The following is a 14455-nucleotide window of genomic DNA, read 5'->3' on the forward strand; positions in this document are numbered from 1 at the left end:
ATGGCCGAAGCCGAGGAAGTCCTCACCGATGCTGCGCGTCATGCGACGGTCTTCGCCCAGCGCCTGTGGCAGCGCTATCGGCCTGCGCCGCCCGCGGCGCCCATGCTGTCGCTCGAGGCGGTCGCCGGGCGCCTCGACCTGCTGCTGCTCGCGGTGCTCGGCCGACCCGTACCGTTGCGCGTGGCACAACCGCCGGCACGCGCGACCTGGTTGGCGCGCTGTTTCGGCCGCAGCCCCCGGCCGTGCCGGCGCGAGCCGGTACCGGCCACGGACGGGCGCCACCTCTGGCTGCCGCGCGTGCTTGGCGTAGCCGACCAGGGGCGGGCAGCGGTGCTCTACAAGGCCATGGCATTGCATCAGGCGATGCGGATTCGCCGCGGCAGCGCGCAGGCGGCCTGGCGTACGCTGCCGCCGCTGGCCGGCGCCCTTTATCAGCTGTTCGAGGCGTATGCCGCCGAGAGCGACCTGCTGTGCGAACTGCCGGGCTGCGCAGCCGACCTGCAGGCGCTGCGCGCCGAGTGCCTGGCGCGCCGGCCACCGCTCTCTGCTTTCGGCCCGGCGCGGCGAAGGGTGGAACACCGCGTCCGGGCGCTGCTCGCCGGGCACGCCGCTGGCTTTCCCATGGCCACTTCGCCGGCTGAGTCGATGGCGCTCGCCATGCAGTCGCTGGAGAGTTGGCCAGCCCTGGCGCCGGGAGATGCCTTGGGTGACGAGCCCCTGTTCGCGGATTTCTGGACCGGCTGCCTGCTCGAAACCGCGCCCGAGCGCTGTCCGGCAACCGAAGCCCGGCGCGGCGAGCAGAGCGACCCGCCGCCGCGCAGCGCCCGCCTGGCGCGGCGCCCTGAGGTCCGCCGGCCGCGCGAGGACGAACGGCAGGCGGATGGGCCGGGCCCGCTGATGATCCAGCTCGACGAGCCGCATCCGCACGCCGAGGACCCGCTGGGGCTGCAGCGTCCCATCGACCGGGCCGACGGCGCCGACGCCGAGCTCTATGGCGAGCTGCTCGGCGAGTTGCCCCGTGCACGCCTGGTCAGCTCACCGGGGCAGCCGCGCGAGGTGCTGCTCAGCGACGATCCGCCGGAGCCTGGGCAGCGGCTGGCTGCGCCGCCGGGATTGGCGAGTGCGCAGGGCTGCGTCTACCCCGAGTGGGATCATCGAACCGGCCGTTATGCCGAGCACTGCGCGACGGTCAGGCCCGGCGTGGCGCAAGCCGGCAGCGAGGCCTGGGTGGCGCAGACGCTGGAGGCACACCGGGGCATGCTGGCCGGGATCCGCAGGCGCTTCGAACTGCTGCGCGCGCGCCGGGTATGGCTGCGTGCACAGGTCGAGGGCGACGAGCTGGATGTCGATGCCTATGTCGATGCGGCGGCGGCGATGCAGGCCGGGCAGGGGCTGAGCGACCGGCTCTACCAGGCCAACCACGCGCAGCAGCGGGACCTGGCGATCCTCGTCTTGATCGACGTCAGCGGCTCCACCGACAGCTGGGTCTCGCAGGGGCGGCGGGTCATCGACGTCGAGCGCGAAGCCCTGCTGCTGCTCTGCATCGCCCTGCAGGGGCTGGGCTCGCCCTATGCGGTACAGGCCTTTTCCGGGCAGGGCCGCGATGCGGTCAGCGTGCGCGAGCTCAAGGGCTTCGACGAGGCATACAGCCAGGGCGTCGCCTTGCGTATCGCGGCACTGGAGCCGGAGCACTACACCCGTTGCGGCGCGGCCATCCGCCATGCCAGCACGACACTCATGGCGCAGCCGGCCGCGCATCGCCTGTTGCTGGTGCTCTCCGACGGCAAACCCAGTGACGAGGATCAGTACGCGGGGCCTTACGGCGTGGAGGACAGCCGGCAGGCCGTGCTGGAGGCCACGCTGCAGGGGATTTCGCCGTTCTGCCTGACGATCGATCGGCAGGCCGGTGCCTACCTGCCGCGAATGTTTGGCGCGTCCCGCTATGCGCTGCTGCCCCGGCCCGATCTGCTCCCGACGGTCCTGCTCGACTGGATGCGCCGCCTGCTGCAGCGTTGATGTCGCACCACGACATTCGCAGGCGACCGGCCCCAGACGTCCGGGGTGCGCGACGAGGTGAAGTGCGCCTGGCGTTGCGGCCGACGTAGCACGCCAGGTCGAGACGCTCACCCTCGGCAAAAGAAAAACCCCGCACGAGGCGGGGTTTTTCATGGGCTGGGGGCCTGATTGGCTATCAGTCGTCCAGCGCGCCCATGGCGGTGGTGTTGAAACCGCCGTCGACGTAGAGGATCTCGCCGCTGATGCCCGAGGCCAGGTCCGAGCAGAGGAAGGCGCCGGCGTTGCCGACTTCCTCGATGGTGACGTTGCGGCGCAGCGGGGTCTGCTTCTCGTTGGCCGCGAGCATCTTGCGGAAGCTGGCGATGCCGGAAGCGGCCAGGGTGCGGATCGGGCCGGCGGAGATGCAGTTCACGCGGGTGCCTTCCGGGCCGAGGCTGCCGGCCAGGTAGCGTACGCCGGCTTCCAGCGAGGCCTTGGCCATGCCCATCACGTTGTAGTTCGGCATGGTGCGCTCGGCGCCCAGGTAGGAGAGGGTCAGCAGGCTGCCGTTGCGACCCTTCATCATCTCGCGACCGGCCTTGGCCAGGGCGACGAAGCTGTAGGCGCTGATGTCGTGGGCGATCTTGAAGCCCTCGCGGGTGGTCACTTCGGTGAAGTCGCCGTTGAGCTGGTCGCCGGGGGCGAAGCCGACCGAGTGGACGATGCAGTCCAGGCCGTCCCACTTCTTGCCCAGTTCCTCGAACACGCGGACGATGTCGTCGTCGTTGGCCACGTCGCAGGGGAAGCACAGGTCGGCGCTCGAGCCCCAGCCGGCGGCGAATTCCTCGACGCGGCCCTTGAGCTTGTCGTTCTGGTAGGTGAAGGCCAGCTCGGCGCCTTCGCGGTGCATCGCGGCGGCGATGCCGGAGGCGATCGACAGTTTGCTGGCCACGCCCACGATCAGTACGCGCTTACCGGTTAGAAAACCCATGTGCTTTTCCCTCTTCTGGTTGTGCATCGGCTGCCGGGGCCAGGAAGGCCGATTCCAGCAACTGTTGTGTATACGGATGTTCCGGGGCGGCAAATATCTCGGCTGCCGCCCCCTGTTCCACCACCTGGCCCTGCTTGACCACCATCATCTGGTGGCTCAGCGCCCTGACCACCGCCAGGTCATGGCTGATGAACAGGTAGGTCAGGTCGTACTTCTCCTGCAGCGAGCGCAGTAGCTCGACCACCTGGCGCTGGACCGTCCGGTCGAGCGCCGAAGTGGGCTCGTCCAGCAGGATCAGCGCCGGTTTCAGTACCAGCGCGCGGGCAATGGCGATGCGCTGACGCTGTCCACCGGAAAACTCGTGTGGGTAGCGGTGGCGGGTCTCGGGGTCGAGTCCCACCTCCAGCAAGGCATCGATGATCGCCTGTTCCTGTTCCGCCGCGGTGCCGATGCGGTGGATGCGCAGGCCCTCGCCGACGATCTGGCCCACCGACATTCGCGGGCTCAGGCTGCCGAACGGGTCCTGGAAGACCACCTGCATCTCCCGGCGCAGCGGGCGGACTGCCCGTTGCGACAGGCCGCTGAGCGGATGGCCGCGGAAACGGATCTCGCCCTGGCTGCCGATCAGGCGCAGGATCGCCAGACCCAGCGTCGATTTCCCGGAACCGCTTTCGCCGACGATGCCCAGCGTCTGCCCCTTGGGCAGGCTGAAGGAGACGCCGTCCACTGCCTTGATGTGGTCGACCGTGCGCCGCAGGATCCCTTTCTTGATCGGGAACCAGACGCGCAGGTCTTGCACTTCCAGCAATGGCGGCCGCTCCTCGACCTGCACCGGGCCGCCGCTCGGTTCGGCGCCAAGCAGCTCCCGGGTGTACGGATGCTGCGGCGCGCGGAACAGTTGCTCGCACGATGCCTGTTCGACGACGCGACCGCGCTGCATGACACATGCGCGATGCGCGACCCGGCGCACCAGGTTCAGATCGTGGCTGATCAGCAGCAGCGACATGCCCAGGCGTGCCTGCAGGTCCTTGAGCAGGTCGAGGATCTTCAGCTGCACCGTGACGTCCAGCGCCGTGGTCGGCTCGTCGGCGATCAGCAGTTCCGGCTCGTTGGCCAGGGCCATGGCGATCATTACGCGTTGGCGCTGGCCACCGGAGAGTTCGTGGGGGTAGGCGCGGATGCGCTCGCGCGGGTCGGGGATGCCGACCAGTTCGAGCAGCTCCAGGGTGCGGGCGCTGGCCGCGCGCTCGCGCAGGCCCTTGTGGATCATCAGCACTTCGTTGATCTGCTTGCCCACCGTATGCAGCGGGTTGAGCGAGGTCATCGGCTCCTGGAAGACCATGGCGATGCGGTTGCCACGGATGGCGCGCATGCGCTTCTCGTTGGCCTGCAGCAGGTCTTCGCCGTGGAACAGGATCTGCCCGGCCGGATGGCGCGCCAGCGGGTAGGGCAGCAGGCGCAGTATCGAGTGGGCGGTGACCGACTTGCCGGAGCCACTTTCGCCGACCAGGGCCAGGGTCTCGCCCTTGCGGATGTCGAAGCTCACGTGCTCGACGACCCGCTGCTGACTGTCGCCCCGGCTGAACTCGACGGCCAGATCGCGGATTTCGATCAGGTTCTCGGCCATGTCATTTCCTTGGGTCGAAGGCATCGCGCGCCGCCTCGCCGATGAACACCAGCAGGGTCAGCATCACGGCCAGCACGACGAAGGCGCTGATGCCGAGCCAGGGGGCCTGCAGGTTGGCCTTGCCCTGGGCCACCAGCTCGCCCAGCGAGGGCGCGCCGGGCGGCAGGCCGAAGCCGAGGAAGTCGAGTGCCGTCAGGGTGCCGATGGCGCCGGTGAGGATGAACGGCATGAAGGTCATGGTCGAGACCATGGCGTTGGGCAGGATATGGCGGAACATGATCGCGCCATTCTGCATGCCCAGCGCCCGCGCCGCGCGGACGTACTCCAGGTTGCGCCCGCGCAGGAACTCGGCGCGCACCACGTCGACCAGGCTCATCCAGGAGAACAGCAGCATGATGCCCAGCAGCCACCAGAAGTTGGGCTGGACGAAGCTGGCGAGGATGATCAGCAGGTAGAGCACCGGCAATCCGGACCAGACCTCCAGCAAGCGCTGGCCGACCAGGTCGACCCAGCCGCCATAGAAGCCCTGCAGCGCGCCGGCGGTGACGCCGATCACCGAGCTGACGAGGGTCAGCGTCAGGGCGAAGAGCACCGAGATGCGGAAGCCGTAGATGACCCGCGCCAGCACGTCGCGGCCCTGGTCGTCGGTGCCCAGCCAGTTGTCCCAGGACGGCGGCGCCGGGGCCGGGACCTGCAGGTCGTAGTTGATGCTGGCGTAGTCGAAGGGGATCGGCGGCCAGACCATCCAGCCGTCCTTGCTGGCGATCAGTTCCTGGATGTACGGACTCTTGTAGTTGGCCTGCAGCGGGAACTCGCCGCCGAAGGCGGTTTCCGGGTAGCGCTTGAACACCGGGAAATACCATTGCCCGTCGTAGCGCACGACGATCGGCTTGTCGTTGGCGATCAGCTCGGCGCCGAGGCTCAGGGCGAACAGCGCCAGGAACAACCACAGCGACCACCAGCCGCGCTTGTGTGCCTTGAACAGGGCGAAACGACGCTGGTTGAGAGGGGACAGCTTCATTTCAGCCCTCCCGGCTTTCGAAGTCGATACGCGGATCGACCAGGGTGTAGGTGAGGTCGCCGATCAGCTTGACGACCAGGCCCAGCAGGGTGAACAGGAACAGGGTGCCGAACACCACCGGGTAGTCGCGGTTGATCGCCGCCTCGAAGCTGAGCAGGCCCAGGCCGTCGAGCGAGAAGATCACCTCGATCAGCAGCGAACCGGTGAAGAACATGCCGATGAAGGCCGCCGGGAAGCCGGCGATGATGATCAGCATCGCGTTGCGGAACACGTGGCCGTAGAGCACGCGATGCTTGCTCAGGCCCTTGGCGCGCGCGGTGATCACGTACTGCTTGTTGATCTCGTCGAGGAAACTGTTCTTGGTCAGCAGCGTGAGGGTGGCGAAGTTGCCGATGACCAGTGCGGTGACCGGCAGCGCCAGGTGCCAGAAGTAGTCGAGGATCTTGCCGCCGAGGGTGAGGTCGTCGAAGTTGGCCGAGGTCAGCCCGCGCAGGGGGAACCAGTTCCAGTAGCTGCCGCCGGCGAACAGCACGATCAGCAGGATGGCGAAGAGGAACGCCGGGATCGCATAGCCGACAATGATCACCGAACTGGTCCAGACGTCGAAGGTGCTGCCGTGGCGCGTGGCCTTGGCGATGCCCATGGGAATCGACACCAGATACATGATCAGCGTGCTCCACAGCCCGAGGGAGATCGATACCGGCATCTTCTCGATGATCAGGTCGGTGACCTTGGCGTCGCGGAAGAAGCTCTCGCCGAAATCCAGCTGCGCGTAGTTGCTGAGCATCAGCCAGAAGCGTTCGGCCGGCGGCTTGTCGAAGCCGTAGAGGCGCTCGATCTCGGCGATCAGCTCGGGGTCGAGGCCCTGGGCGCCGCGGTAATTGTTGCCGGCTGCGGCGACTTCCGAGCCGCCGCCGGCGATGCGGCTGGTGGCGCCCTCGAACCCCTCGAGTTTGGCGATCGCCTGCTCGACCGGGCCGCCGGGCGCCGCCTGGATGATGATGAAGTTGATCAGCAGGATGCCGAACAGCGTCGGCACGATGAGCAACAGGCGTCTGACGATGTAGGCGAGCATTTCAGCGCTCCGCCTCGTCGGCAGGCGCCGGCGCCGTGGCGGCAGGCGCTTGGTCGCCGCGGTACCACCAGGTCATCAGGCCGATGTCCTGGCGCGGCGTTACCTGCGGGTGCGCCAGGTGGTGCCAGTAGGCGACGCGCCAGGTCTTGATGTGCCAGTTGGGCACCACGTAGTGGCCCCAGAGCAGCACGCGGTCGAGGGCGCGGGTGTGGTCGACCAGCTCCTGCCGGGTATCGGCGGCGATCAGCTGGTCGACCAGCTTGTCGATGGCCGGGTCCTTCAGGCCGATGAAGTTGCGGCTGCCGGGGTTGTCCGCGCTCGCCGAGTGCCAGTACTCGCGCTGCTCGTTGCCCGGCGAGTTGGATTGGCCGAAGCCGCTGACGATCATGTCGAAGTCGCGTGAGCGCAGGCGGTTGATGTACTGCGAGACGTCCACCCGGCGGATCTCCAGCTCGATGCCCAGGTCGGCGAGGTTGCGCTTGTAGGGCAGCAGCACCCGCTCGAATTCGGCCTGCACCAGCAGGAACTCGAGCTTCACCGGCTTGCCGTCGGCATCGACCATGCGGTCGTCCTTGACCTGCCAGCCGGCTTCGGTGAGCAGCTGGTAGGCGCGGCGCTGCTGCTCGCGGATGATGCCGCTGCCATCGGTCACCGGCAGCTCGAAGGGCTTGTCGAAGACCTCGTCCGGGACCTGGCCGCGCAGCGGCTCGAGGATGGCCAGCTCGGCCTTCCCCGGCAGGCCGGAGGAGGCGAGCTCGGAATTGTCGAAGTAGCTGCGCGTACGGAAGTAGGCGCCGTTGAACAGCTGCCGGTTGGTCCATTCGAAGTCGAACAGCAGGGCCAGCGCCTCACGGATGCGGCGGTCCTGCAGCAGCGGCTTGCGGATGTTGAAGATGAAGCCCTGCATGCCGGTCGGATTGTGGTTGGCGATCTCTTCCTTGAGGAGCCGGCCGTCGCGCACCGCCGGTACGTCGTAGGCGGTGGCCCAGTTCTTCGCGCTGGTCTCGAGCCAGTAGTCGAACTGCCCGGCCTTGAACGCCTGCAGCGCCACGGTGTTGTCGCGGTAGTAGTCGAACACCAGGCGGTCGAAGTTGTAGAAACCGCGGTTGACTGCCAGCTCACGGCCCCAGTAGTCCTTGACCCGTTCGTAGCTGATGGAGCGCCCCGGCTGGACCTGCGCGACCCGATAGGGGCCGCTGCCCAGCGGCGGCTCGAGGCTGCCGGCGCTGAAGTCGCGTTCGGCCCACCAGTGCTTGGGCAGCACCGGCAGCTGGCCGAGGATCATCGGCAGCTCGCGGTTGCCGGCATGCTTGAAGTCGAAGCGGACCTTGCGCACGCCCTCGACCACCACCTTGTCCACGTCGGCGTAGTAGGCGCGGTATTGCGGCGCGCCCTGGCTGACCAGCGTCTCGAAGCTGAAGGCGACGTCCTCGGCCTTGACCGGCTCGCCGTCGTGGAAGCGCGCCTGGGGACGCAGGTGGAAGCGCACCCAGGCGTTCTTCGGGCCGCGCTCGATCTTCTCGGCGAGCAGGCCGTAGACGGTGAAGGGCTCGTCCAGGCTGTTGGTGGTCAGGGTGTCGTAGATCAGGCCGATGTCGTCGGCGGCGACGCCCTTGTTGATGAACGGGTTCAGCGAGTCGAAGCTGCCGAAGCCGGCGCGGCGCAGCACGCCACCCTTGGGGGCGTCGGGGTTGGCATATTCGAAGTGGCTGAAGCTGGCCGGATACTTCGGCGCCTCGCCATAGAGGGTCAGTGCGTGGCGGGGGGCTGCCTCGGCCAGCGCGCAGGCGCAGAGCAGGCCGAGCAGGCCGAGTCGCTTGGCGATCTGTAGCTTTGGACGGTTCATTCGACCTTCTCCAGGCCCTTGAGCCACCAGGCGCGCAAGCCCAGGGTGTAGGGCGGCGTCGTCTTGTAGGCGAAACGGTTGCGGTACGCCAGGCGGTGGTGGCCGATGTGCCAGTTGGGGATGGTGTAGTGGTTCCAGAGCAGGATGCGGTCGATGGCCCGGGTGACGGCGATCTGCTCGTCGCGGCTCTTGGCCTGCAAGAGCCGCGACAGCAGGTCGTCGACCGCCGGGTTGGCGATGCCAGCGTAGTTGCGGCCGCCCTCGACACCCACCTGGCTGGAGTGGAAATAGAGCCATTGTTCCTGACCGGGGCTCAGGCTCTGCGCCAGCGTGGTCAGGATCATGTCGTAATCGTAGTGGTCCAGGCGCTGCTTGTACTGCGACGCATCGACGGTGCGCAGGCGGGCCTCGATGCCCACGCGGGCGAGGTTCTGCACGTAGGGCTGCAGGATCCGCTCCAGGCGCGGGTTGACCAGCAGGATCTCGAACTGCAGCGCTTCGCCGCGCTTGTTGCGCAGGCCCGACTCGGACAGCTTCCAGCCGGCTTCGCCGAGCAGTGCCAGCGCCTTGCGCAGCGTCTTGCGGGGAATGCCACGGCCGGCGGTGCGCGGGAAGGTGATCGGCTCGCTGAAGATTTCCGCCGGCAGGCTGTCGCGATAGGCGGAGAGGGCGAGCCACTCGCCACCCTCGGGCAGACCGCTGGCGGCGAATTCGCTGTTGGGGTAGTAGCTTTCGCTGCGCCGGTAGGCACCGTAGAACAGCGCGCGGTTGGTCCACTCGAAGTCGAACAGCAGGCCGAGCGCCTGGCGCACCTGGCGCTCGGCGAAGATCGGCCGGCGGCCGTTCATGAACAATGCCTGGGTCTGCGTCGGGATCTGGTGCGCAATTTCGGCGCGGATCACGTCGCCGCGGGTGACCGCCGGGAAGCTGTAGGCGGTCGCCCAGTTCTTCGCCTGATGCTCGATGTAGAAGTCGAACTCGCCGACCTTGAATGCCTCGAAGGCGACTGTCTCGTCGCGATAGAACTCGACTTCGACCCGGTCGAAGTTGTACTTGCCACGGTTGACCGCCAGGTCCTTGCCCCACCAGTCCTTCACGCGCTCGAACACCAGGCGCCGGCCCGGGATTACTTGGGCGATGCGATAGGGGCCGCTGCCCAGCGGCGGCTCGTAGGTCGTCGCCTTGAAGTCGCGATCCTTCCAGTAGTGTTGCGGCAGCACCGGGAGCTCGCCGAGGCGAGTGACGAGCAGCGGGTCCGGCTGATCGAACACGAAGCGGATGCGGTGGCGGTTGAGGATGTCGACGCGCTTCACGCCCTTGAGGCTGGTGCGGTACTGCGGATGCCCCTCCTTGCGCAGCAGCCGGTAGGAGAACGCCACGTCGTAGGCGGTGATCGCCTGGCCATCGTGGAAGCGTGCGGCCTTGCGCAGGTTGAAGACCACCCAGCTGAAATTGTCGCTGTACTCCACCGACTCGGCGATCAGCCCGTAGCTGGACGCCGGCTCGTCGCCGGACGGATCGTAGAGCCCGCTGCCGACCATCAGCGGTTCGTTCAGCTCGCTGACGCCATAGTTGAAGAAACTGGCCGTGGCGCTCGGGCTGGTGCCCTTGAAGGTATAGGGGTTGAGCGTGTCGAAGGTCCCCGAGGCCATCAGGCGCAGACGCCCGCCCTTGGGCGCCTTGGGGTTGACCCAGTCGAAGTGCGTGAAGCCCTGGGGGTATTTCAGCGTGCCGAACTGCGCATAGCCATGGCTCTCGCGGATGGTTGCCCAGGCGGCGGGGCTGACCATCAGGCAGCTGAGAATGGCTAGGACTAGTCGCATCAGATGGGGAACCCGATCCATGGTGCTTTCAGGCTTTTCGGGTCGGTACAGTAACAGCTTGTCTGCGCTGGAAAAAGCGCACGCTCCTCGGGCAAACTGCAGTGATTTCGTAACGCCGCCATCGCGGCAGGGTGCCTGTATTGTCTGTCCGAACCCAGGGATTGCAGCCGTGGATCGACCGCCTGAACCAGTCCGAACTGCCGGCCCTGGCGGCGGTGGTCACCGATCTGCAGCGCCTGACCCAGGCCGAGCATGCCTCGGTCCAGCAACTGGCCGACGTGCTGCTGCGTGACGCAGCGCTGACGTCCAAGGTTCTGCGGGTCGCCAACAGCAGCTACTACAACCCGTCGCAGGAAGTCATCCGGACCATCTCGCGCGCAATCGTGCTGATCGGCTTCGACAATGTGCGGCTGATCAGCCTGTCGGTCAGCCTGGTCGACGGGTTGCTCGACCGGGCGCCGCACCATCAGTTGCTCGAGCTGCTGGCGCGCTCGTTCCATGCCGCGGTCCAGGCGCGCAACCTGTCCGGCTATGTCATGTCGCGCAGCGAGGAGGAAGTGTTCATCGCGGCGCTGCTGTTCCACGTCGGCGAGCTGGCCTTTTGGGGGTGTGGCGGCGAGCAGGCCGATGAGCTGGCCGAGGCCCTGGCGCAACCCGGCGCCCGCCACGACGAAACGGTGCAGCGCCTGCTCGGCACCAGCTTTCGCCAGCTGACCCTGGGCCTGGTCAAGAGCTGGAACCTCGGCGAGCTGACGGCGCTGGCCCAGGGCGCGGCGGCCGGGCTGGATCTGGGCGTGCGTTCGGTCGCGCTGGGCGTGCGGATCAGCGAGGCGGCACTGGAGGGTTGGGATAGCCCGCGGATGACGGTGCTGGTCGGCGAGTACGCGAAGTTCGCCGGCATCAGCGAGGCGGACGCGCTGCAGCAGATCCTCGCCAGCGCCGACGAGGCGGTCCAGGTGGCCTCGACCTTCGGTGCGAGCCGCCTGTGCCGACTGATCCCCAATACCGATCCGGAGCAGATCCGGCTACAGCAGGCCCAGCGGCGCGCAACCCTGCTGCAGCCGGACCTGCTGGTCATGCAGCAGGCGATGCAGGACCTCGGGCTGCTGGCCAGCGCCGGCAGCGACGTCGGCCTGATCCTCGATACCCTGTTGCGCGGCCTGCATCAGGGCGCGGGGCTGGAGCGGGTCATGGTGGCGGTGCTGGCCGACCGGCAGACGCGCTTTCGCGTGCGCTGCGCGGTCGGCGAGGGCAGCGAGGCCTGGCTCGACGGGTTCTCGCTGCCGGCCGAGCAGGTCGAGCAGCCGCACATCTTCAGCTACGCGCTACGCCAGCGCCAGCCGCTGTGGATGGGCGTGCCGGCCAGCTACAACCTGGCCGAGCTGGTGACCCAGCCGCTGCGCCAGTGGCTCGGCAATGGCATGTTCTTCATTGCGCCGCTGCTGGCCGGGACGCGGGAGATCGGCATCATCTACGCCGACTGCCGGCTCTCCGGGCGCGCGCTCAAGCACGAACAGTTCGTCGCCTTCCAGCGCTTCGCCCAGCTGACCGGGCGCTGCCTGGGAGCCCTTGCCGGGCGCGGCTGAAGCTCGATCGAACCGTCAGCGCGCCAGGCAAGGCGCGGCGGCGCCCCGGTTACGGCAGGTACAACGTCAGCATCTGCCCCGGGCGCAGGATGCTCGTGCCCTTCGGGTTCCAGTCCTTCAGCGCCGTGATCTGCACATTGAAGCGCTTGGCGATGTGGTAGAGCGAATCGCCCTGGCGCACCTTGTAGTAGGTGGGCTTGGACTTCGCCCGGCCGGCTGCCGGCTTGTCGAGGAACAACGCCTGGCCGACCTTGAGCTGGCTGCCGGCAAGGCCGTTCCAGCGCTGCAGGTCGCGGACCGAAACACCCTTGGCCTTGGCGATGCTCCACAGGTTGTCACCGGACCTGACCCGGTAGCTGCGCGGCGCACTGGTGCCGGCACGGGAGGCGACGGCCTCGAGCAGGCGCGGCGCGGCGGTACCGGATGAAGGAATGGTCAGGGTCTGGCCGATGCGCAGGGTATTGCTACGCAGGCGGTTGATCTCGCGCAGGGTGCGTACGCTGACCTGGTGGCGACTGGCGACGGCGCTCAGCGTGTCGCCGGGGCGGACCTGATATTGCTGCCAGTCGACCAGTTCCTGCGGCTTGATCTGCGCCAGGCTGCTGGTCAGGCTTTCGGCCTTGCTCAGCGGCACCAGCAGCTGCTGCGGCCCGTCGAGCGTGATGCGCCGGGTGAAGGCCGGGTTGAGCTGGATCAGCTCGTCCTCGTCGATGCCGGCCAGCTTGGCCACGCGCGACAGGTCCATGCGCTGCTTGAGCGGCACGACCTCGAAGTAGGGCTCGTTGGCGATCGGGTTGAGGCTGATGCCGTAGGCTTCCGGCGTCTTGACCAGTTGCGACAGTGCCAGCAGCTTGGGCACGTAGTCGCGCGTCTCGCTGGGCAGCGGCAGGTTCCAGTAGTCGGTGGGCAGGCCCAGCTTCTGGTTGCGCTCGATCGCCCGGCTGACGGTGCCTTCGCCGGCGTTGTAGGCGGCCAGGGCAAGCAGCCAGTCGCCGTTGAACAGCCCGTGCAGGTAGTCGAGGTAGCGCAGCGCGGCATTGGTCGAGGCAGTGATGTCGCGGCGGCCGTCGTACCAGTTGGTCTGGCGCAGGTTGAAATGGCGGCCGGTGGACGGGATGAACTGCCAGAGGCCCACCGCATGGGCGGGCGAGTAGGCGAAGGGGTCGTAGGAGCTTTCGATGATCGGCAGCAGCGCCAGCTCCAGCGGCATGTTCTGCTCTTCGAGGCGCTCGACGATGTAATGAATGAAGGGACTGCCGCGCTCGCTCGCCACTTCGATGTTCTTCGGTCGGCTGGCGAATAGCAGGCGCTGCTGTTCGATGCGCGGGTTGCTGCCGATGTAGTCCTGCAGCTGGTAGCCGTCGCGAATACGCTCCCAGATATCCTCGTGGACGATCGGCTGGGGTGTTTCATGCAGCCAGACCGGTTCGTTGGGCTGGGTGACCTGGCGGCCCAGGCTCATCTCGTCGGAGGCGTCTCTGGAGCCGTTGCTCTGGCAGCCGGCGAGAGCAATGCACAGGGCGAGCGCAAGGGCCTTGCCGGGGGTTACCAAGGCGTCTGGTTCGCAGCGTTTCCTGGATTGTGGCGGCATGGGCGTGGCCTTCCGGGGCACAAAATTCGGGCGATTCTAGAAACGCCCACCCTGGGGGTCAAGTTTGCCCGGCCGATTTCGGGACGCTGTCGAGATCGATCAGAAGCGATCCTTCCAGGCCCTCAGCGCCGCGAAAACCGCGACCTCGTCGCTCAGCTCCTGGCCGGCCTGGGCGCTTGCCGCGGTAGCTACGGCGCCGATCGAGCTGCGCAGGAACGGATTGGTGCGCAGTTCCAGGGCCAGGTTCGACGGCAGGCTGATCTGCTGGTTCTCGCGCAGGCGTGAAACATCCAGAAACCGCTTTTCGATGTCGGGATTTTCCGGCTCGACGGCGCGGGCGAAGCGCAGGTTGCCAAGCGTGTACTCGTGGGTGCAGTAGATAAGCGTCTGCGGCGGCAGGGCGGCAAGCCGGCCGAGCGAGCGGAACATGTCCTGCGCCGTGCCCTCGAACAACCGGCCGCAGCCGGCGGCGAACAGCGTGTCGCCGCTGAGCAGCCAGGGCTGCTCGGCATCGCCGTGAAAGTAGGCGATATGGCCGAGGGTGTGGCCCGGCACGGCGATCACCTGCAGGGCCTGGCCGATGACGTCGATCCGGGCGGCGTCCTCCAGTGCGACATCGCGACCGGGGATCTGCTCGTGGGCCGGGCCGTAGACGCGCGCGCCGGTCCGCTCCTTGAGCTGCAGGACGCCGCCGACGTGGTCGTGGTGATGATGTGTCACCAGGATGTCGCTGAGCTGCCAGCCCGGATGACGGTCGAGCCAGCCCAGAACCGGTGCGGCATCGCCGGGGTCGACCACGGCACAGCGGCGCGTCCTGGCATCCTGCAGCAGCCAGATATAGTTGTCGGAGAAGGCGGGAAGGGCTTCGATGATCGGCATCCTGGGGAACTCGCCAAGAAG

At 67.5% G+C, this 14455-nt stretch carries 10 protein-coding genes; 2 read left to right on the plus strand and 8 right to left on the minus strand.

Going from position 1 to position 14455, the window contains the following annotated elements:
• A complete protein-coding gene (locus L3N39_RS09620) occupies positions 1-2016 on the plus strand; it encodes a nitric oxide reductase activation protein NorD (protein ID WP_237257115.1) in 2016 nt (671 codons plus the stop codon).
• A gap of 175 nt (positions 2017-2191) precedes the next feature.
• Here the strand turns inward: L3N39_RS09620 and fabI are convergent, their stop codons facing one another.
• From fabI to L3N39_RS09650, 6 genes are read right to left on the minus strand one after another with little or no spacing between them, the layout of a single operon-like run.
• Complete coding sequence (gene fabI / locus L3N39_RS09625; protein ID WP_237257116.1) at positions 2192-2986, minus strand: enoyl-ACP reductase FabI; 795 nt, start codon at positions 2984-2986, stop codon at positions 2192-2194.
• Positions 2967-4613, minus strand: a complete 1647-nt coding sequence (locus L3N39_RS09630; RefSeq protein ID WP_237257117.1) for an ABC transporter ATP-binding protein — start codon at positions 4611-4613, stop codon at positions 2967-2969. Before L3N39_RS09630 ends, fabI begins: the two co-directional genes overlap by 20 nt.
• A gap of 1 nt (position 4614) precedes the next feature.
• Complete coding sequence (locus L3N39_RS09635) at positions 4615-5634, minus strand: ABC transporter permease (protein ID WP_237257118.1); 1020 nt, start codon at positions 5632-5634, stop codon at positions 4615-4617.
• Between the two features lies 1 nt (position 5635).
• Positions 5636-6709, minus strand: coding sequence for a microcin C ABC transporter permease YejB (locus L3N39_RS09640; RefSeq protein WP_237257119.1), 1074 nt, complete (start codon positions 6707-6709; stop codon positions 5636-5638).
• A 1-nt stretch (position 6710) separates the two neighbouring features.
• Positions 6711-8555 (minus strand): extracellular solute-binding protein, encoded by a 1845-nt coding sequence (locus tag L3N39_RS09645; protein ID WP_237257120.1) that lies wholly within the window; start codon positions 8553-8555, stop codon positions 6711-6713.
• Entirely contained in the window at positions 8552-10378 is a 1827-nt protein-coding gene (locus L3N39_RS09650; protein WP_237257121.1) for an extracellular solute-binding protein, read from the minus strand. Before L3N39_RS09650 ends, L3N39_RS09645 begins: the two co-directional genes overlap by 4 nt.
• Positions 10379-10518: 140 nt before the next feature.
• Between L3N39_RS09650 and L3N39_RS09655 the strand changes: the two genes are divergently transcribed.
• Entirely contained in the window at positions 10519-11964 is a 1446-nt protein-coding gene (locus L3N39_RS09655) for an HDOD domain-containing protein (protein ID WP_237257122.1), read from the plus strand.
• Between the two features lie 49 nt (positions 11965-12013).
• Here L3N39_RS09655 and L3N39_RS09660 read toward each other — a convergent pair whose 3' ends face one another.
• Both L3N39_RS09660 and gloB read right to left on the minus strand, forming a co-directional pair.
• Positions 12014-13555, minus strand: coding sequence for a LysM peptidoglycan-binding domain-containing protein (locus L3N39_RS09660; RefSeq protein ID WP_237257123.1), 1542 nt, complete (start codon positions 13553-13555; stop codon positions 12014-12016).
• 99 nt (positions 13556-13654) lie between these two features.
• Positions 13655-14434 (minus strand): hydroxyacylglutathione hydrolase, encoded by a 780-nt coding sequence (gloB, locus tag L3N39_RS09665; RefSeq protein ID WP_237257124.1) that lies wholly within the window; start codon positions 14432-14434, stop codon positions 13655-13657.
• Positions 14435-14455 lie beyond the last annotated feature (21 nt).

It is taken from the genome of Pseudomonas oligotrophica (genome assembly GCF_021726475.1).
In the GTDB taxonomy this organism is placed as follows: domain Bacteria; phylum Pseudomonadota; class Gammaproteobacteria; order Pseudomonadales; family Pseudomonadaceae; genus Stutzerimonas; species Stutzerimonas oligotrophica.